19 protein-coding genes are annotated in these 20,211 nt (G+C 58.7%); 3 read left to right on the top strand and 16 right to left on the bottom strand.

Annotated features, from left to right (window positions below):
- The first annotated feature begins 13 nt into the window (after positions 1-13).
- Together ACR0DT_RS14785 and ACR0DT_RS14790 are read left to right on the top strand one after the other, a co-directional pair.
- Entirely contained in the window at positions 14-1,546 is a 1,533-nt protein-coding gene (locus ACR0DT_RS14785) for an ATP-dependent DNA helicase (protein WP_480711485.1), read from the top strand.
- Entirely contained in the window at positions 1,543-2,271 is a 729-nt protein-coding gene (locus tag ACR0DT_RS14790) for an SDR family oxidoreductase (protein WP_480711486.1), read from the top strand. Before ACR0DT_RS14785 ends, ACR0DT_RS14790 begins: the two co-directional genes overlap by 4 nt.
- 3 nt (positions 2,272-2,274) lie before the next feature.
- Here the strand turns inward: ACR0DT_RS14790 and ACR0DT_RS14795 are convergent, their stop codons facing one another.
- From ACR0DT_RS14795 to trpS, 13 genes are all read right to left on the bottom strand, one after another.
- Positions 2,275-3,039, bottom strand: coding sequence for a TIGR02186 family protein (locus tag ACR0DT_RS14795; RefSeq protein WP_480711487.1), 765 nt, complete (start codon positions 3,037-3,039; stop codon positions 2,275-2,277).
- A gap of 2 nt (positions 3,040-3,041) precedes the next feature.
- Positions 3,042-3,962 carry a sulfite exporter TauE/SafE family protein gene (locus tag ACR0DT_RS14800; protein WP_480711488.1) on the bottom strand — a complete coding sequence of 307 codons (921 nt, stop codon included), beginning with the start codon at positions 3,960-3,962 and terminating at the stop codon, positions 3,042-3,044.
- A gap of 344 nt (positions 3,963-4,306) precedes the next feature.
- Positions 4,307-5,317 (bottom strand): ABC transporter permease, encoded by a 1,011-nt coding sequence (locus tag ACR0DT_RS14805; protein ID WP_480711489.1) that lies wholly within the window; start codon positions 5,315-5,317, stop codon positions 4,307-4,309.
- On the bottom strand, positions 5,317-6,411 hold the full coding sequence (locus ACR0DT_RS14810) for an ABC transporter permease (RefSeq protein ID WP_480711490.1): 1,095 nt from the start codon (positions 6,409-6,411) through the stop codon (positions 5,317-5,319). The genes ACR0DT_RS14805 and ACR0DT_RS14810 overlap by 1 nt, the downstream gene beginning before the upstream one ends.
- Positions 6,412-6,414: 3 nt before the next feature.
- Positions 6,415-7,944 carry an ABC transporter ATP-binding protein gene (locus tag ACR0DT_RS14815; protein WP_480711491.1) on the bottom strand — a complete coding sequence of 510 codons (1,530 nt, stop codon included), beginning with the start codon at positions 7,942-7,944 and terminating at the stop codon, positions 6,415-6,417.
- An 84-nt stretch (positions 7,945-8,028) separates the two neighbouring features.
- Positions 8,029-9,027, bottom strand: coding sequence for a BMP family lipoprotein (locus ACR0DT_RS14820; RefSeq protein WP_480711492.1), 999 nt, complete (start codon positions 9,025-9,027; stop codon positions 8,029-8,031).
- A 159-nt stretch (positions 9,028-9,186) separates the two neighbouring features.
- On the bottom strand, positions 9,187-9,600 hold the full coding sequence (locus ACR0DT_RS14825; RefSeq protein WP_480711493.1) for a GNAT family N-acetyltransferase: 414 nt from the start codon (positions 9,598-9,600) through the stop codon (positions 9,187-9,189).
- A complete protein-coding gene (tsaB, locus tag ACR0DT_RS14830) occupies positions 9,597-10,181 on the bottom strand; it encodes a tRNA (adenosine(37)-N6)-threonylcarbamoyltransferase complex dimerization subunit type 1 TsaB (protein ID WP_480711494.1) in 585 nt (194 codons plus the stop codon). The genes ACR0DT_RS14825 and tsaB overlap by 4 nt, the downstream gene beginning before the upstream one ends.
- The gene (locus tag ACR0DT_RS14835) at positions 10,171-10,734 is read right to left on the bottom strand and encodes a NifU family protein (RefSeq protein WP_480711495.1); all 564 of its coding nucleotides are present in this window, start codon (positions 10,732-10,734) and stop codon (positions 10,171-10,173) included. The genes tsaB and ACR0DT_RS14835 overlap by 11 nt, the downstream gene beginning before the upstream one ends.
- 69 nt (positions 10,735-10,803) lie before the next feature.
- Positions 10,804-11,397, bottom strand: a complete 594-nt coding sequence (locus ACR0DT_RS14840) for a DsbA family protein (protein ID WP_480711496.1) — start codon at positions 11,395-11,397, stop codon at positions 10,804-10,806.
- Between the two features lie 10 nt (positions 11,398-11,407).
- Positions 11,408-11,863: a universal stress protein gene (locus tag ACR0DT_RS14845; RefSeq protein WP_170350587.1), complete on the bottom strand. Its 456-nt coding sequence runs from the start codon at positions 11,861-11,863 to the stop codon at positions 11,408-11,410.
- A 65-nt stretch (positions 11,864-11,928) separates the two neighbouring features.
- Positions 11,929-12,792, bottom strand: a complete 864-nt coding sequence (locus ACR0DT_RS14850; RefSeq protein WP_480711497.1) for a branched-chain amino acid aminotransferase — start codon at positions 12,790-12,792, stop codon at positions 11,929-11,931.
- A gap of 64 nt (positions 12,793-12,856) precedes the next feature.
- On the bottom strand, positions 12,857-13,879 hold the full coding sequence (gene trpS, locus ACR0DT_RS14855) for a tryptophan--tRNA ligase (RefSeq protein WP_480711498.1): 1,023 nt from the start codon (positions 13,877-13,879) through the stop codon (positions 12,857-12,859).
- 86 nt (positions 13,880-13,965) lie between these two features.
- Here trpS and ACR0DT_RS14860 point away from each other — a divergent pair, with 86 nt between their 5' ends.
- Positions 13,966-14,652, top strand: coding sequence for a rhomboid family intramembrane serine protease (locus tag ACR0DT_RS14860; RefSeq protein WP_480711499.1), 687 nt, complete (start codon positions 13,966-13,968; stop codon positions 14,650-14,652).
- On the opposite strand, the gene murJ is transcribed toward ACR0DT_RS14860, so the two are convergent.
- The 3 genes from murJ to ACR0DT_RS14875 are packed head-to-tail and all read right to left on the bottom strand — an operon-like array spanning position 14,653 to position 20,142.
- A complete protein-coding gene (murJ, locus tag ACR0DT_RS14865) occupies positions 14,653-16,194 on the bottom strand; it encodes a murein biosynthesis integral membrane protein MurJ (RefSeq protein ID WP_480711500.1) in 1,542 nt (513 codons plus the stop codon).
- Positions 16,191-19,010 (bottom strand): [protein-PII] uridylyltransferase, encoded by a 2,820-nt coding sequence (locus ACR0DT_RS14870; RefSeq protein WP_480711501.1) that lies wholly within the window; start codon positions 19,008-19,010, stop codon positions 16,191-16,193. The genes murJ and ACR0DT_RS14870 overlap by 4 nt, the downstream gene beginning before the upstream one ends.
- Entirely contained in the window at positions 18,970-20,142 is a 1,173-nt protein-coding gene (locus ACR0DT_RS14875; RefSeq protein WP_480711502.1) for a penicillin-binding protein activator, read from the bottom strand. The genes ACR0DT_RS14870 and ACR0DT_RS14875 overlap by 41 nt, the downstream gene beginning before the upstream one ends.
- Positions 20,143-20,211 lie beyond the last annotated feature (69 nt).

Here is a 20,211-nt window from a genome sequence, read left to right on the forward strand (position 1 = left end):
GTAGGGTCGCGCCATGTCTTTGCCCCCCGTGACCTTCTCTGACGACCAGGCCGCCGCCTATGACAGCATCTCGGAAATGCTGCGATCTGCTGGTGTCGACCTGGATGATGACGCCCTTCTGAAACTGCCTGGCAACGGCAAATCCGGTGTAATGGCAGTGATCGGCAAGGCCGGTTCCGGCAAGACCCTGTTGTTGGCCGAGCTGTACAAGGCCCTGGCCGAAACTGGTGTTCAGATCGTTTCGGGTGATTTCGAAAGCCGCAAAGCAAAAGAAAAGCGCAGCCTTGCAATCCTGGCCCCCACCAACAAGGCCGCCAGTGTGTTGCGCCTGCGTGGCGTGCCGGCAACGACCATTCACCGAATTCTCTATACACCGGTCTATGACCCGGAATACGAACGCATCGCCGAGTGGCTGGCAGGCAATGACGAACGCCCTGAAATCGAAGGCCTAACGGACGAGGCATTGGACCGCGCCGCAGCGTTCTATGCGAACAACAAGTCCATCCCTGGTGCTTTGGCCGCCGCCGGATTGCGCGGGTCGGATTTCATCACCGGTTGGAAACGCCGAGATGAACCATTGGATATCGGGTTCGTCGATGAGGCCTCGATGCTGGACGACCGGCAATTTGAGGACCTGCAAGAGATTTTTCCGACCCTGCTGTTGTTTGGTGATCCAGCCCAGCTTGCCCCCGTCAATCAATCGGGCAGCATGGTGTTTGAGGCTTTACCGGAACCGCGCAAACAAATCCTTCACCGGGTCCACCGGCAAGAGGCGGACAACCCTATTCTGGATCTGGCCCACGCGTTGGCAGACCCTCAGATGGGGTTCGAGGATTTCGAACGCCTTGTCGAACAGACCGCCCGTCAGGATGACCGCGTTGTCTGGGGGCAGCGTGTTGAGGTCGATCTGATGGCCCGCAGCCCGGTTTTGGTCTGGCGCAACGCCACGCGTATTCGGTTGATTCAGGCCTTCCGCCATGTCCACGGTGCACCGGATACCGAGCTGCTGGAAGGCGAACCGCTGATCTGTGACGGCATTGAACTGCCGCTGAAACACCGCAAGAAGCGCCTGGACCTTGAGGCGCGCGGGCTGATCAAAGGTGCTCAGGTCATCTATCTGGGGCCGGGGCGCAAGCCAGGATTCTCACGTCTGCATGTAATGGGGGCCGAGGACCCGCAGGTCAGTGCGGCCTCGATCGTAAAGATCGAGAAACCGGATGAGGAAGAACCCTTCATCCCTTTTGCCGCCCGTATGGGCGCAACCTTTCTGCATGGCGCGGCGGTGACCATTCATAAGGCGCAGGGCTCGCAATGGGATACGGTACAGGTCTTTGCGCCTGACATTTACGCCGCCGCACGCATGGGCCGAACCGAGGCCGGGCAACCGTTGTGGAAACGACTGGCCTATGTCGCCATCACTCGGGCGCAACAGCGGCTGATCTGGGTAGTTCGGAATCGGTTGGCCAAACCCACCCATCCGTTGCGCGTGGACGACCTGCGCGCAGTTCCGGCGGCATCGCTGACATTGGAGGCAGAAGAGTCATGACATCCATCATCGTAACCGGCGCAAGCTCGGGTATCGGGCGTGCCGCAGCGGAACTATTTCTGGACGAAGGCTGGACAGTGGGTCTACTGGCCCGCAGCGTTGATACGCTGAACGAGATGGCGAAGGGTCGCGTAAATGCGGTGCCACTGGTCGCAGATGTAACGGATGCGAATGCGATCCACACGGCCTTTGGCGCCTTTCAGGAAAAGGCCGGGCGGTTAGATGTGCTGTTCAACAATGCTGGCATCTTTGCGCCCGGTGGCACCATTGACGACATTGCGCTGGAGGATTGGTATCAAACTGTCAACGTCAATCTAAACGGCATGTTCCTATGCGCGCGCGAAGCGTTTCGGATCATGCGCCATCAGTCGCCACAGGGTGGACGCATCATCAACAACGGCTCAATTGCTGCGCATGTGCCACGTCCGAATTCCGTGCATTACACAACCACGAAACATGCCATTACCGGCCTGACCCGCAGCCTGTCTCTGGACGGGCGGGAATTCGGCGTCGCCTGTGGCCAGATTGACATCGGCAATGCACGCACCCAGATGGTGCAGGGGTTGGTGGATGCTGCTGTCGAGGCGGGCAAGACGCCCGACCCGACCATGGCGGTGGAAGATGCAGCACGCTCGGTGCTGCATATGGCGACCTTGCCGCCCGAGGCGAATGTGCAGTTCATGACCGTGATGGCCACCACGATGCCCTATATCGGGCGTGGTTAGGCGTTATTCGCGTAACAGACGGAACGCTGTCGACGCCCCCCAACCCGCGGCAATCGCAATGACCAGAGACATCAGCCCGTACCACACGGGTTGCTGGCGAGACATGTTGTACAGGAACCGCTCCAGCCCCACTTTGCGCACGTCGATGGTTGTCTCAAACTGAGAGATGACCTCTTTGCCTCGCGTCAGGAAGATGCGGGCGGCATAGGCACCCTCGGTCAGGTCGGCGGGCATTGCGATCGAGGTGCGAAACAGGGTTTGCTCGTCCACTGCCACGGTGTTTTCCCGGATGGAATACAGCCCTTCATCTTCGCGGATGCGGACCACGGCATTTGCGAAGTCCTGAGCTCCACGGATATGCATGGCCGCCCCGACAGAGCGGATGGCGCGCTCGATTGAAATCCGATACCGCAGATCCTCGGTGTCCGCGAGAATATCATTCAGCGGTCCGCTGGTGGCGACGGCGTAGAAACTGGGGGCAAGGTCGACCAGAACGCTATCGGTATTAACCCAGATCCCCAATTTGCGTTCCTTGCGCCTAACCATAACCGGGCTGGACGGCCCAGCCACGGCCACGATCACCTCAAGTGGTGGGCCGGGCGGGATCGGCGCTTCCCGTTTGACGGCACCAAAGATCAGGATCTCCGAACCGTCGAAAGTTGCAGTAATAGCGACCCGGTCCTGGCTGAGACCCAGCACGACTTGTTCCTCTTGCGCAAGGGCGGGTGTGCAGCAGAAAACCAGCAGGGCAATCAGGCGTTTCAGCATGATCAGTGCCCCCCTTCGCTGCCAAGCGAATACAGCTCGGACGGTTCGATCAGCAGGTCCAGTGCCAGCTTGCCGCAGACCGCCAGAACCAGAGCTGCCAGCAGCACACGTAGCTGTTCGGCGGGCATTTTCGAGCCGATCACCGTGCCAATCTGCGCACCCACGACGCCGCCAATCAGCAGCAGCACGGCCAGAACGACATCGACCGTGTAGTTCGTGGTCGCGTGCAGCATGGTGGTAAAGCCGGTCACGAAGATGATCTGGAACAGGGAAGTACCAACCACAACCTTGGTGGGCATGCCCAGCAGATAGATCATCGCAGGCACCATGATAAAGCCGCCGCCGACCCCCATGATGGCGGCCAGCACGCCAACGCACAGCCCGACCAGAACTGGTGGAATAACCGAGATATACAGCCCCGAAGTGCGAAAGCGCATCTTGAACGGCAAGGCATGAATCCAACCCCGTTGACGCCGCTTTGCGGGTGCACCACCGCCTTTTTTGGCCTTACGCAGCGCCCGCAGGCTTTCGATGAACATCAGACCACCGACAACGCCAAGGAAGACGACGTAGCACAATGTCACAAGCAGATCGACCTGGCCTAGGCTTTTGAGATAGTTGAACACCACCACCCCAAGGGCCGCACCCATTAAGCCTCCGACCAATAAGACCGTCCCCATTTTCAGATCAACGGTTTTTCGTCGGAAATGCGCCAAAACACCGGAAAAGGATGAGGCGACGATCTGGTTGGCTTCGGTTGCGACGGCTACAGCGGGGGGGATGCCGATGAAAAACAGCAGTGGCGTCATCAGAAAACCGCCGCCGACGCCAAACATGCCCGACAGGATGCCAACCATCCCACCCAGCCCCAGCAGCAGAAAGGCGTTGACGGAGACTTCGGCGATTGGAAGGTAGATCTGCATGTGTATTTACCGGATGAGGTCAGACGCGTCACACAAAGTGATCCGGCCCGTCTCATACCACAGGGATGAGGCTTTAATACCGCGCGCGCAATGCGGCTGTATGGCGAATACCAACCTGCCGATCGCGCGGGCTGCGTGACCGACAAGCCGATCTGGCTGAGTTGAAAAACGGACCCCGGAACCGGGACGTTTTTGTGTGTTTGTCACCCTGACAGGAACGAATCCGATCTCGGCTATCACAGGAAACAAACGCATACCCCCTTAGAGCGGTTGCGGCATGCAAAATCAACTCTGCATGCCGCTCTGCAGCGAACAGGACTGAAATGAGTTTTAAACTGGACTTATCAGCGTTCTTTCACATAGGGCTCGCCACCGGCGCGTGGGGGGACGGCTTTGCCCACGAACCCGGCCAAAATAACCACGGTCAGGATATAGGGCAGGGCATCCATCACCTGAACCGGGATGACCACGCCACCCAGGTCAATATTCTGGAACCGCAACGCAATCGCCTGCAACAGACCGAACAGCAGACAGGCCCACATCGCATGCCATGGCCGCCATTTCGCAAAGATCAGCGCGGCCAGCGCAATGAACCCGCGACCCGCAGTCATGTCTTTGACGAACCCAGCCTGTAGAGCGGTGGCCAAATACGCCCCAGCGATTCCGCATAGCACACCACAAATCGCAACGGCAGCGTAGCGCAGACCAACAACCGAGACACCAGCAGTGTCAACAGCGGCCGGGTTTTCACCCACTGCGCGCAGACGCAGTCCGAACCGTGTGCGGAACAGAACCCACCAGGTTGCGGGTACCATCAGGAACGCGACATAGACCAGAATGGAATGGCCCGATAGAAGTTCGGAATAGACAAGATGCACTACATTGGTATCCGACATCAGATCTGACACGGAACGCCCGGTCAGCTCTGCATCCTTCGGGCCAATCGCATAGGGAAATTCGGAAGCTTCGAAACGTCCATCCCCGAACAAGGAAGGTGTTCGCCCCCCTTGTTTGAACCAGCTCTGGGCCACTAGGACGGTCATACCAGCCGCCAGGAAGTTGATTGCGACGCCTGAGATCAGCTGGTTGCCACGAAATGTGATCGACGCCATCCCATGCAAGCCTGACAAGACCAACGAGGAGGCAATGCCCGCCAGCAGTCCCAGCCAGACCGACCCGGTCACCGCGGCAATTGCCGCCGAGAAAAAGGCTGCCATCAGCATCTTGCCTTCCAGCCCGATATCGAAAATGCCCGCGCGTTCCGAATACAGCCCCGCCAGACAGGCCAACAACAGCGGCGTGGCCAGACGGATCGTGGAATCGAGGATTTGGATGAATGTAACGAAAAACTCCATCACTCTGCCCCTTTCCGCAAGCCAAGGAACAGCTTTTCAAGCGGCATTCGGACCATATTGTCCAACGCCCCGGTGAATAGGATCACAAGCGCCTGGACGACCACAATCAGTTCGCGCGGGATCGAGGTCCACAGCGCCAGTTCGGCGCCGCCTTGATAGAGGAACCCGAACAGGATGGCGGCAAGGAAAACACCGAACGGGTGTGATCGGCCCATCAGCGCCACAGCGATACCGATGAAACCCGCACCCTCGGTCGAGTTCAGAACCAGCCTTTCAGCCTCACCCATCACGTTGTTGGTGGCCATCAGGCCGGCCAAAGCACCCGAGATCAGCATGGCGACAATGGTAATGCGCACGGGCGAGATACCGGCGTAAACAGCACCAGTTTCGGAATGACCATATGCGCGGATTTCGTATCCCAGCCGCGTCCGCCAGATCAGCGCCCAGACCACGAAACAAGCCAGGATTGCGATAAAGAACGAGATATTGGCCGGCGCGCCTTTGAACACTGCGTTTTCAGCGGTCGAGAACATTGACTGGAAGGTAGGCAGATGCACCGCCTCGGGGAAGCGTGCCGTCGCCGGATCTTGCGAGCCCTGAGGGCGCATCACGTTGACCAGCATATAGTTCAGGAACGCGGCTGCGATAAAGTTGAACATAATCGTGGTGATCACGATATGGCTGCCACGTTTGGCTTGCAGATAGGCCGGGATCGCAGCCCATGCCGCCCCAAACAGCATCGACGCCGCGCAGGCGGCCAACAGGGCGATGCTCCAGTGCGGCCAATCGATGTAAAGGCACACTATGGCAACGCCTAGCCCGCCCAGCATGGCCTGGCCCTCACCGCCGATGTTGAACAGCCGGGCATGGAATGCCACGGCCACCGCCAGTCCGGTAAACATGAAATTGGTCGCGTAATAGAGCGTATAGCCCCAGCCATAGGTCGACCCCAGCGCGCCAGTGACCATCAGCTTCACCGCCTCAACCGGGTTTTCACCAATGGCCAGAATAACCAGCGCCGAAAGGATAGCGGCCAGTATCAGACTGATCAGCGGGATCAGAACGACATCGGCCCATTTGGGCATTTTATCCATGCTTCACGCGGCCTCTTCCGCAACACCGGCCATTAGCAGGCCCAGTTCTTTTTCATCTGACTCATGGGGCAGGCGTTCGCCCATGATATGTCCGTCAAACATCACTGCGATCCGGTCGGACAGCGAGAAGATCTCTTCGAGTTCGACCGAGACCAGGAGGATCGCCTTGCCCTGATCGCGCAGAGCGACGATCTGTTTGTGAATGAATTCGATTGCGCCGATATCGACGCCACGTGTTGGTTGACCAACAAGCAACAGGTCAGGGTTCCGCTCAATCTCGCGTGCGACGACAATTTTCTGCTGGTTGCCGCCCGAAAAGCTTTTGGCGGTCAGCCAGCCGTTCGGTGGGCGCACATCGAACTTTTCAATCTTGCGCTCGGTATCTGCACGCAAAGCCGCGTTGTCCATGAACAGTCCGCGTTTATAGGCAGGGTCGCGGTGATAGCCGAAAGCCACGTTTTCCCACGCGTGGAAGTCCATGATCAGGCCCTCGCGCTGGCGGTCTTCGGGGACGTGGGCGATGTGCTGAGCCCGCCGTGCCTGTCCGTCAGACCCATGCCCACTAAGCGCCAGCGGTTCACCATTCAGTTTGATCGATCCCTGACCGGGGCGCATCCCACCCAGAACCTCAAGCAGTTCGGACTGGCCATTGCCCGCAACACCGGCGATGCCGACAATTTCACCGGCGCGGACGGTCAGGTCGATGCCCTTGACGCGCTCAACACCAGCCGAGTCAACCACGCGCAGGTTTTCGACCTCAAGAATGGGTTTGCCCGGCTTCGCAGGTACCTTGTCGACCTGCAGCAGAACTTTGCGGCCCACCATCAGCTCGGCCAGTTCTTCAGGGCTGGTCTCGGCGGTTTTTACGGTCGCTGTCATCTGCCCGCGCCGCATCACCGAGACTGTGTCCGTGTTCTCCATGATTTCGCGCAGCTTGTGGGTGATCACGATGATCGTTTTCCCTTCGGCGCGCAGACGGTCGAGAATGCGGAACAGCTGGTCCGCTTCGGCCGGAGTCAGAACACCGGTGGGTTCGTCCAGGATCAGGATTTCGGCCTTGCGATACAGCGCCTTTAGGATTTCGACCCGCTGCTGCATCCCCACGCCGATCTCGTCGATGCGCTTGTCGGGGTCAACGAACAGTTCGTATTCTTCTTCCAGCTCTTTCAGTTCCTTGCGAGCCTTGGACAAAGACGGGGCCAACAGCCCGCCATCTTCTGCGCCCAAAACGATGTTTTCCAGAACGGTGAAATTTTCAACAAGCTTGAAATGCTGGAACACCATGCCGATGCCCGCCGCAATCGCCGCCTGGCTGTCAGGAATGTCGGTTTTGGTGCCGTTGATCCAGATCTCACCTTTGTCGGCCTTGTAGAAACCGTAGAGAATGCTCATCAGCGTGGATTTGCCCGCACCGTTTTCACCGATGATCCCGTGGATCGTGCCGGGGGCGACGCTTATGGAAATGTCCTTGTTGGCCTGAACCGGCCCAAAGGCTTTGGAAATCCCTTTGAGCTCAATGGCGGGGACTGTCATGTCGTGTCCTCAATTGCCGAAAGGGCCGCAAAAGATGCGGCCAAGTGGGGGTGAGGCGGAGGATCTCCCCCGCCCCAAGCGATATCAGAACTGCAGTGCCGGGCAGCTGTCGTTCTCGTAATAGCTGACAACGCTGACATTGCCGTCGATGATGTCCTGACGGGCTTTGTCAACGGCTGCTTTCATCTCATCCGAAACCAGCTCGGCGTTGTTTTCGTCCATCGCAACGCCAACACCTTCTTCGGCCAGACCCATGGCGAATACACCGGTCTCGATGTCATTGCCTGCACTCATGGCGTCATAAACGGCCACATCCACGCGTTTCAGCATCGAGGTCAGGACCTTGCCGGGGTGCAGGTGGTTCTGGTTGCTGTCCACGCCGATCGACAGGATGCCTTCGTCGGCTGCGGTTTGCAGAACACCAACGCCGGTGCCGCCTGCCGCTGCATAGACAACGTCAGCACCCTGGCTGATCTGCGCCTTGGTCAGCTCGGAACCCTTGACCGGATCGTTCCATGCGGCCGGAGTAGTGCCGGTCATGTTTGCGACCACGTTGATATCAGGATTTACGGCCTTTGCACCCTGTGCATAGCCGCACCCGAAATGGCGGATCAGAGGGACATCCATGCCGCCAATAAAGCCGATTGTGCCGGATTCCGAGGCCATAGCCGCCATCATGCCAACCAGATAAGACCCTTCATGCTCGGCAAAACCAACCTGACGTAGGTTCGGGGCGTCCAGCCAGTTCACGTCGACAACGACAAATTTCGTGTAGGGGTAATCACCAACAACCGTGCTCAGCGGATCGGCCATTGCGAAACCCATGGTGATGATCGGGCTCAGACCAGCTTCGGCAAAGCGGCGCAGGGCTTGCTCACGTTGGGCTTCGGATTGCAGTTCGATCTCACGATAGGTGCCACCGGTTTCCTCGGCCCAACGCGATGCGCCGTTATGCGCAGCTTCGTTGAACGATTTGTCGAACTTACCGCCCAGGTCAAAGATCAGGGCCGGTTCGGCCAAGGCCGCACCTGCGGTCAGCGCGACAGCGGCGGCAGCGCCCATCAAGGATTTCATCAGGGTCATTTCATACTCCCGTTTGTTATTGTTGGTCGGGGTCAAGATAGCCCCGATTACCCACTGTGAGCGAGCATAACTGTTGTGATGGCGGGAATTAAGGGCGTTTGCAACCGGTGCGGTCAACTGATTCTTGACCAAATGGTCGAAAAAATACGGGCGCGTCGCTCAGGTCAGATCGCAGCTCATGCCGATGGCGTCGATTTTTTCAGCCTTTTCGCGCAGATAGTAAGCCTTGCGCAGGCCGCATGCTGAATACCCACAGCGCTTGTACAGCGCGATTGCCAGGTGATTGTCTGCCGCAACGTCCAGAAAGGCGCGGGTTGCGCCCAGAGTTTTGGCCTTCGTGTGCCAGACTTGCATGCATCGCAGGGCCAGACCTTGGCGTTGTTGGCTGGGATGGGTGGCGATTGTCAGCAGTTCGGCCTCATCTGTGATGACCTGAAACAGGGCAAAACAGTCAGCGTTACCAACAATATGCGTGAACCGATTGGCCAGAAGATCAGCGAATTCCGCTTCCGTCCACGACCGCGATTGCGTGAAGGCCGCCGCATGGGTATGGGCCAGCTCTCGCGGTGTCATCCGTCCAGCAAAACCGGTGGCGAGTCCTTGGACGGGGCCGCATCGGCGGGGCGGATATATAACGGGGCCGGAGGCTGAGTTGTGCTGGACCATTTTTCACGCGTCAGCCGGGCAATGGCCCTGACCTGCAGATCGGGGTCGTCGTTCAGCACCAAATCGCCAAGTGATTCTGCCTGATCCTGCGCCATCAGCGCCGGGTCCTGACCCTGTAGCGCGACATAGACCTGCTCACGCGGAGCGCGGATGGCGGGTATTCCGCCCCCGATTTCGGCCAAGGCATCAAAACCAGAAACCCCTACCGCCGGGATGCCAAGCCCCAAAGCCAATCCCCGCGCTGCCGAGACCGATATACGGATGCCAGTGAAATTCCCCGGTCCGATCCCGACCCCAATGGCGGTTAGGTCGCGCCATGTGCAATTGGCCTCGGTCAGAACTTCCTCTAGCAAGGGCATCAAGCGTTCGGCCTGACCGCGTGACATGGGCTCAACGCGCGAAGCGACAATCGTGTCGCCGCGTAACAAAGCGGCCGCGCAATGCGCGGCCGATGTATCAAACGCCAGAATGATCGGGTCAGACGGCAACAGGGCGAACCTCGGTCACTTCGGGGATATAGTGGCGCAGCAGGTTCTCGATCCCCATTTTCAGCGTCAGGGTCGAGGACGGGCAGCCCGCGCAGGCCCCTTGCATGTGCAGGTAAACAACGCCCCGGTCAAACCCGTGAAAGGTGATGTCACCCCCATCCTGAGCCACCGCCGGTCGCACGCGCGTATCCAGCAGGTCTTTGATCTGATTGACTACTTCGGCATCCTCTCCGAAATGTTCCGCATGACCTGACCCATCAACGGCATCTTCGCCCAATACCGGTTGACCGGACTGGAAATGTTCCATCACAGCGCCCAAAATGGCGGGTTTGATGTGGTCCCACTGAACGTCATCCGATTTGGTCACGGTGACGAAATCATTGCCAAAGAACACACCGGTGACGCCAGCCACCGCAAAAATCCGTTTGGCCAGAGGTGATTTTTCCCCGGCTTCTGCCGAAGGGAAATCCGCAGTGCCCGCTTCCAGTACCGGCTGGCCGGGCAGGAATTTTAGCGTTGCAGGATTCGGCGTGGATTCGGTCTGGATGAACATGTCACGGCTCCATTTCAGTTGTACCTGATATGCGGGTCCGGGCCGGCGAAGTCAAGATTTGGAACAATTCTAAATTTCAGCCGCCAGTTGCATAGCTTCATCCAGTCGATCATCGCCCCAGAACAGCTCATCCCGCACTAGAAAACTTGGCGCTCCGAACATCCCCTTAGCCTGCGCGGTCTGTGTCTGATTTATCAAGGCCGATTTGATATCGGGGTCCTTACAACGGGCCAGCGTTTCCGGGGGCAGGCTGGCCTGAGACATGCAGTCAATTAGCACCTTGTCGTCTGCAATGTTCAGGCCATCGACGAATTCGGCAGCATAGACAGCCCGAACAAAAGCAGCCCTTTGGGGATGAGACTCAATTGTCATCACTAGCCGCGCGGCTTTCAGACCATTCTGGGGAAACGGGTCAGGCCGGGCAAATCGCAGACCGCGCCGGGCCGACAACCGTTCCATATCGCGCCACATATAGCGCCCCTTGGCGGGATAGATATTGAACGGAGAATTGTCCCAGCCTTGTGCGGCGAAAATCGGACCAAGCAAAAAGGGATGCCATTCAACTGACACCCCGTGTTGTGCAGCCAGATCCTCGATTCGCATCGCACTGAGGTAAGAGTATGTCGATGCGAATTCGAACCAGAACTGAATGCTGCGCTGCATGGGTGTCCTTTTAGGTGATTTCTTCCAGCTTTTCCTTGCTCAGGTCGCCGGGAACGATGGTGATCGGAATCGGCAGATTGCCCGAGTTCTTGGTCAGCTGCGTCACCAGCGGTCCGGGGCCTTTCTTTTCGACACCCGCGCCCAGCACAAGCACGCCGATCTCGGGGTCTGATTGCACATGTTCGATGATCTCGGCGACCGGCTCGCCTTCGCGGATGGCCAGTTCGGGGTCGATGTTCTGCTTGTCGCGCATCCACTTGGCGAACACCTCGTAATGGGCGTGAATACGCTCGCGTGCTTCCTCGCGCATCACTTCGGCCACGCCGATCCAGTGGTTGAACTCATCTGGTGGAATGACCGACAAGATTGTAACGCCGCCGCCGGTGTGGGCTGCGCGCATAGCGGCAAAACGCATCGCGTTCAGGCATTCGCGACTGTCATCCAGAACGACCAAGAATTTGCGCATGAAGTGTCCTCGTATATTTCAGGCGATCATGCCCGACCATTTGCGTGCTGGCAATAAGCGACGGGCTACCGCGTGCTCAGCGCCCAGTCCCAATACAGCTCGCGTGCCCGGCGGGCGACGGGGCCGACTTGATACTGGGTGTCTTCCAGCGCGGTGACCGGGGTGATCTTGCTCATGTTGCCGGTCATAAAAACCTCATCCGCTTTGTGAAAGTCGTCAAAGCTGAGGATGGCTTCGTGAACCACAGTCCCGTCGGCGCGCAGGTTTTCGATGTGGCGCGCGCGGGTGATGCCAGCCAGAAAGGTGCCGTTGGGGGTGGGCGTAAACACCTCTCCGTCGCGGACCAAAAAGATGTTGGCGGTTGCTGTTTCGGCCACATGCCCCAGCGCATCGGCAACCAACGCGTTCGAGAACCCTTTGGCGCGAACCTCGCTCAACATGCGGGCGTTGTTGGGGTAAAGGCACCCGGCCTTGGCATTTACCACCGCCGATTCCAGAACCGGGCGGCGAAAGCTGGTGGTACCCAGCGTAGCCGAGGCGGTCTCGGGCGCCATCGGAATCTCTTCCAGACAGATTGCGAAACCAGTGCTGTTTTCCTTTGGGACAATCGCGGTCGCGTCGCCGTCGATGCCCCAATACATCGGGCGGATATAGACGGCTGAGTCCGGCCCGTAAGTGGCCAACCCCTCGAGGATGATCTCGACCATCTGCTGGGTTGAAACAAATGGCGTCAGCATGAGGGCCTGAGCCGAGCGGTTCACGCGGGCACAATGTGCCTCAAGGTCCGGGGCCATGCCTTCGAAATACCGGGCGCCGTCGAAGACAGACGATCCCAGCCATGCACCATGATCGGCCGCACGCATGATCGGGGCATCCCCGTCATGCCACTGACCCTCGAAATAGGTGCGGATGTTCTTGCCGACTGCCATGATGCCCTCCCAAGCTTTCCGCAAACCTAGGAAGGCGTCACGGCAACGTCCAGCGCAATCAGCCTTATTTGGGCCCGACCATCCCCACAATTTCGTAGGTCTGCTGCAGGATCGGCGCGGCAATCGCGCGGGCTTTTTCCGCACCTTTGGCGAGAATCTGGTCAATCTCGGCCTGTTCACCCATCAGACGGGCCATTTCGGACGAAATCGGTGCCAGTTTCGCCACCGCCAGTTCGGCCAGCATCGGTTTGAATTCACCGAATTGCTTGCCGCCAACATCGGCCAAGACCTGCTCGGCGGACTGATCACTGAGGGCAGCGAAAATGTTCACTAGATTGCGCGCCTCGGGACGATCTTCCAGACCGTCGATTTCTGATGGAAGGGCATCCGGGTCGGTCTTGGCCTTGCGAATCTTTTTGGCAATCGTGTCGGCATCGTCAGTCATGTTGATGCGGCTCATATCCGACGGGTCGGACTTGGACATCTTTTTGGACCCGTCGCGCAGGCTCATGACACGGGTTGCTGCTCCTTCGATCACCGGTTCCGTGATCGGAAAGAAATCGACGCCATAGTCATGGTTGAACTTGATCGCGATGTCGCGGGTCAGTTCCAGATGCTGTTTCTGGTCATCGCCAACCGGCACATGCGTCGCATGATAGGTCAGGATATCGGCTGCCATCAGCGACGGATAGGCGAACAGGCCCAGCGAAGCGTTTTGCTGGTTCTTACCGGCCTTATCCTTCCACTGAGTCATGCGCTGCATCCAACCCATGCGGGCCACACAGTTAAAGATCCAGGCCAGTTGCGCGTGCTCGGGAACCTGGCTTTGGTTGAACAGGATCGATTTATCCGGATCGAGACCGGCAGCGATGAAACCAGCGCACAGCTCACGTGTTGAATGAGCCAGTTCCTTGGGGTCTTGCCAGACGGTGATCGCGTGCAGATCGACCATGCAATAGATGGTCTCCATGTCCGGCTGCTGCATATCCACAAACCGTTTGAGCGCACCCAGATAGTTGCCAAGATGCAGGTTTCCCGACGGCTGGATGCCGGAAAACACGCGCGGTGTGAACTGGGTCTCGGTCATCGAAGGGAACTCCCGTCTGGAAAAATCAGCCCCCGTCGCTTACCCATGAGGCCAAGGGACGTCAACCGCCGCGAAAGGCCAGCCCAATGAGCAGTGAGAATTATACACCCGCCGTGAACCCTTTGCCGCCCGTTGTGGTGGCTTTGGTGCTGTTCATCATGGGGGTGGAACTTGCCTTTACCTTGGGCTCGCGCGGGTTGATCGGAGGGCCGTCGGCGGTGGGATGGCGACTGGATGCGTTGCAGAACTATTCGTTTTCACCCGATATCTTCGACTGGATGGTCGAGAACGGGCGCTGGCCGTTCGAACATGTCATTCGTTTCGTGACCTATCCGTTCGTGTCGGGCAGTTTCACGCAGGCCGTTTTTGTCTGCGTCTTCCTGCTGGCCATGGGCAAGATGGTGGCTGAGGTCTTTGGCGGGTTTCAGATGCTGGTGATCTTCGTGCTGTCTGGCGTGGGCGGAGCGCTGGCCTACGCCCTGCTGTTGGATCCCAACTATCCGTTGGTCGGAGGGTTCCCGCCTGTCTATGGCCTGATCGGCGCGTTCACGTGGCTGCTGTGGCGCAAGCTGTCGCTGGTAGGGGAAAACCAGCACCGCGCCTTTGGTCTGATCGCGGCCCTGATGGGGATTCAACTGGTGTTCGGCCTGCTGTTTGGCGGCACGTCCGACTGGGTGGCTGATCTGGGCGGGTTCGCCACAGGCTTCGGCCTTTCGTTCCTGCTGGCACCGGGTGGCTGGTCGCGGATTGTGCGGCGCATTCGCCGCGACTGATCACGACCGGCGTAGGGCTTTGCGGAATTCCGACACTTCGAAGGCACCGAACAGGTGGCCCAGAAAGAAATAGGTGGCCGCAGCGACCTTAATCAGGATGATCAGCGCCAGATAGCGCCAGCCAGACAGCTCGAACGCCCACCCGAACAGGTGAATAGCGGCGTACAAAACGGCCCCCATCCCCAGCGAAGCGGCCACGATGCGCCACGCCCGACGTTTAAACCGGTCGTCAAATCGTGCCTCTTCACCCATGCGTCGTGCACCTAGGATTAGCAGACAGACCATGGCCCAACCCGCAGCCGACGCCGCGATTGCCGGTGCGATCCATCCCACCAGCGGAAAAAGACCAAAGGCCAGCACCGCATTCACGATCATCGCGACCATGGCATAGCGGAACGGAGATCGCGTATCCTCACGTGCGAAATAGAGCGGCTGCAGCAGCTTTTGCAGCATGAAGGCAGGCAGGCCGATGCCATAGATTGCTACTGCCAACGCCGTGGCGGCGGTGTCTTCGGCGCTGAATTGACCGCGCTCGAACAGGACCGAAACCAATGGATTCGGCAGGATAACAAAGGCCACGGTCGAGGGGATGGTCAGCAACAGAGTGAACTCACCCGCGCGGGAAAACGCATTTCGGGCACCATCTTTGTCCCCGGCGCGCAGGCGGCGCGACAGATCGGGCAGCAACACGATGCCAACAGCGATACCCACCACGCCCAATGGCAGTTGATACAGTCGATCCGCCGCGAACAGCCAACTGACTGCCTTTTCGGTTTTTGAGGCCACCAATTGCCCCACCACCAGATTGACCTGCGTGACGCCCATGGCCAAGGCGGCTGGAACGGCGATGCGCACCATATGGCGCATCTCGGGGCTGAGTTTCGGCAGGCCGGGGCGGATGCGGATGCCTGCGCGCTCGGTTGCCACCCAGACCAGCGCCAGTTGCGCGATCCCGGCCACTGGAATGACAGTGATCAGCCAACGGATCACCTCGCCCCCCGCTGCGGCCCCGGCGATAAGGGCCGTGCAGGCGAAGATGTTCAGCAAAACGGGCGCGGCAGCGGCGGCAGCAAAGCGGCCTGTGGCATTCAGAACACCCGAAAACAGTGCTGCCAGCGACATAAACAGGATGTAGGGAAAAACCACATAGCCATAGTCTACGGCCAAATCGAACCGTTCATCGCCGTGGAACCCCTCGGCCGTGATCCAGACCAGCGCAGGCATGAACACCATTGCCAGCCCAACCAGTGCCAGCACTGCTACGGCCAGCAGATTGAAAGCGTCTTGCGCAAACCCTTCGGCGTTTTCCTCACTTTCCAGCCGCTTTGAAAACATCGGTACAAAGGCTGCGTTGAACGCGCCCTCGGCAAAGAAACGGCGGAACATGTTGGGCAGACGGAAGGCGGCGACAAAGGCGTCCATCACCGGACCCGGCCCTATATAGGCAGTCAGCAGGATTTCCCGCAAAAAACCCAAAATCCGGCTGGCCAGCGTCCAGAACCCGACCGTGAACAGGCCCGAAAACAAACGGATTTGCTTCATGAGACCGCGCGCTCGGCGCCTTCGGTGATGGCTTTGCGCAGTTTGGTTTCAAGCGTGCGCTGCTTGCTTTCCGAATGGTATTTCAGCCCGAACATGTCTTTGACGTAGAAAGTATCCACCACCTGCTCGCCATAAGTCGCGATGACGGCGTTGGCGATATAGACATTGGCAGCGGCCAGCGTCCGGGTCAGATCAAACAACAGACCGGGGCGGTCGCGGGTATCGACCTCGATGATCGTGTAAATCTCGGACCCGTCATTGTCGAAGGTGATATGGGTCGGCACGTTAAAGGCGCGTTCGCGTTTCTTGATCTTGTCGCGCGATTTCAGCGCGTCGCGGGCCACGACCTCGCCCTTAAGTGTCTTTTGAATCATCTGATTCAGACGCGGTAAGCGGCTAGCCTCGAACGGGTGGCCTTCGGCGTCCTGAATCCAGAAAGCATCAGTCACATAGCCGTCCTTCGTGGTGTAGCTGCGCGCATCCACCACGTTTGCACCTACCAAGGCCAGCGCGCCAGCGATACGCGCAAAGATACCGGGATGATCACCCATCGCGAAACAGGCACGCGTGGCGTCGCGGTCTTCGTCCGGATGCAGGCGGATCTCCATCCCGCCCGGATCGCCGCTGTGTTCCAGCGCTCGCAGCATCTCGGCAAATTCTATTTGGGTAGGCAGGTTCAGACCTTGCCAATAAGGTGGGTAATGCCGCCCGGTTTCGACCTTGAGGTCGGCCTTGGACCAGTCCGACAACGCGTTGCGCAAGGCTTTTTTGGCCTCGGTCCCGCGATTGGCGCGATTAAGGTCCTCCATCCCGGTTTCAAGCGCGCGTTTGGTTTCGGCGTGCAGGGCGCGCAGCAGGGTGGCTTTCCAGTTGTTCCACGTGTTTGGGCCAACACCGCGAATGTCGCAGACCGTCAGTACCGTCAGCAGATCCAGCCGCTTGACCGTTTTCACCGCCTTGGCAAAATCACGTACCGTGCGCGGGTCCGAGATATCGCGCTTTTGCGCCATGTCCGACATGAGTAGGTGATATCGCACCAGCCATTCCACAGTTTCCGAATCCGACTTGTTCAGCCCCAACCGGGGCGCAACCTTACGGGCGATTTGCGCGCCGAGGATCGAGTGATCCTCGGGCCGTCCTTTGGCGATGTCATGCAGCAGTAGCGCGACATACAAAACTTTGCGGTTCACGCCGCCCTTCAGGATCGACGACACCAGAGGCAGAGATTCAATCAGTTCCCCGCGTTCGATCTGGGCAAGGTTGACGATGCATTGGATGGTGTGCTCGTCCACCGTATAGCTGTGATACATGTTGAACTGCATCATCGCCACGATGTGCTCGAACTCGGGCAGAAAAGCGGACAATACCCCCAGTTCGTTCATCCGTCGCAAAGCACGTTCGGGATTGCCGTGTTTCAGCATCAGATCAAGAAAGATGCGCTGCGCTTCGCGGTTTTCGCGCATATCGTCGTCGATCAGATTCAGGTTTGCGGTTACTAGCCGCATCGCATCCGGGTGGATCAGCATGCCGGTGCGCAGACCTTCTTCGAACAGGCGCAGCAGGTTCAGCTTGTCAGCAAGGAATTTCTCGGGGTCGGCAATGTCCAGACGACCATGAACCATTCTATAGCCTGCCTTGACGCGACGGCGGCGGCGAAAGATCCGGTCAAGCAACGCCTCGCCCTTGATGTGTGAGGCTTCCAGCTTGGTCAGAAAGATGCGCGTCAGCTCACCTACGTAAGTGGCCTCGCGGAAATAGCGCTGCATGAACACTTCGACCGCGCGGCGTCCGGCCCGGTCTTCGTAACCCATCCGGTCCGCCACTTCGACCTGCAGGTCAAAGGTCAGCTGCTCGGTCGCGCGACGGGTCACCAGATGCAGATGCGAGCGCACAGCCCACAGGAAATCCTCGGCCTTTACGAAAGTTTTGAATTCCTCGGGCGTGAACAGGCCCAGTGGCACCAACTCCGCCACATCCTGAACGCCATAAATATATTTCGCGATCCAGTAGAGCGATTGCAGATCGCGCAGCCCACCCTTGCCCTCTTTGACATTGGGCTCGACCATATAGCGCTCACCCTGTTTCTGGTGCCGCTCGTCGCGTTCCTGCAGCTTGGCTTCGATAAATTCGCGTTCGCTGCCTTTGAACAGGTCAGTCTTCAGGCGATTGTCCAGCTCGGCCGCAAGCTGTTTGTCCCCCGCCAAATAACGTTGTTCCAGCATTGAGGTGCGGATGGTGAAATCATCAGCACCCAGGCGCAGACAATCCTTGATCGTGCGGGACGCGTGGCCAACCTTCAACCGTAAATCCCACAGTATATATAGCATGGATTCGATCACGCTCTCGGCCCAGGCGGTGATCTTGTATGGGGTCAGGAACAGCAGATCGACATCGGATGACGGTGCCATTTCCCCACGCCCGTAACCGCCCACAGCCAGCACTGCGATCCTTTCCCCCTGCGTCGGCGTGGCCAGGGGGTGCAAATCCTCGCTTGAAACCTTCATAGCGGTACAGACCAAACCGTCGGTCAGGTACGTATAGGAATGGGTCAGCGGTCGCGCATCAAAGGGGCGTTTGGCAAAGGCATCTGCAATGGCCTGACGTCCGGCTTTCTGGACGTCACGCAAAATGCGCACGGTCTCATTTCGCCGTGCTGCATTGTCCGAGGTCTTGTCAAAGGCCTCCGACAGCTGTGCCATGACGGCGGCGCTGTCGAAAATTTCTTCGGCCGGGCAGATCAACTCACCCCTGGGGGTAAGCGTCAAACCCGTTTGTTCAGAAACCAGCGCCTGTGAAGCTTTGTGGGGCAGGGTCAATCACTACTACCTGTTTATTCTGGATCGTGGCGACAGCCAGACCGCGTTCATTCGTACCATTCGGCCGCAGGCGGAAGATGCCGCCAACGCCTTGGAAACCGGCGTTTTGGGTCAGCGCCGAAGCGGTCAGCGCGTTGGATTTACCCTGGCTTACAAGTGCGGCGATTGCGGCAATTCCGTCATAGGCTAATCCACTGATCGGGTGCGGGGCCTCGCCATAGGTATTGTTATACCGCTGCCGGTATGCCTGCGCCTTCGACGGGTCTGGCAGGGCAAACCAGCCACCTTGTACACCCGGCAGGTCCAGTGTTTGGGGCGGGATGTCCCAGCGTGTCAGACCGATAAACTGCGTATTTGTTGTGGAAACGCCCGCCTCGGGCAGTAGCTGAGTGAAAAGCGGCAGCGCGCCTGCTGTGGTTGCCGTCAAGAACAGCGAGTCCGCGCCAGACGCATCTACGGTTGCTTTGACTGAGGGAACCGAGTTGATGACGCCCTGCTGCGAACGGTCATAACCCACCGATCCCGCATTGTTCACGCGGCTGCCGGCAAGCGCGTTGGCAATGGCAGTTTGGCCCAACTGGCCCGCAGCATCGTTGCTGTGAACGATGACCATGTTCGATTTGCCTTGCGACCCAGCAAAACTGACAAGGCGGTTGGCTGTATTGTCGAAAGTCGGCCCAAGCACGAAGACGTTGCCACCCGCAATGCTGGTGTTGTTCGAGAAGGACAGTACGTTGACGTTGCTGCTCAGGGCCGCAATGCCTGCAGAATTCGCTGCCTGCGCATAGACCGGGCCAAGTATAATCTTTGCTCCGTCTGCCACCGCTTGCTGCGCAACTGCCGCAGCCGTACTCGAGCTGCCCCGCGTGTCATAAACGCGCAAGTCAATCTGAACATTCTGCAAATCCGACATGGCCAACCGTGCAGCGTTTTCCAAGCTGCGGGCCAATGCTTCATCACCGGCCTGTCCGGATCCTGCAGGGACCAACAGAGCAACAGGCACGGGGTCGGACGTGTCGATCGACGGACCTCCGCCAATGGTGCTGACGTCACAGGCGGCCAGAAATGCGGCTGTTGCCAGTACGGCGGCGGTATGCGCCAGTTTGCGAACGGGCTTGCAAACGGTAAACATCTGAATGAAAACTCCCTGTCCCGGCGGCTTGAGATGCCGCCAATCTATTGGGTCGCGATAATAAACGTC

This window comes from Ruegeria sp. BI11 (genome assembly GCF_056538005.1).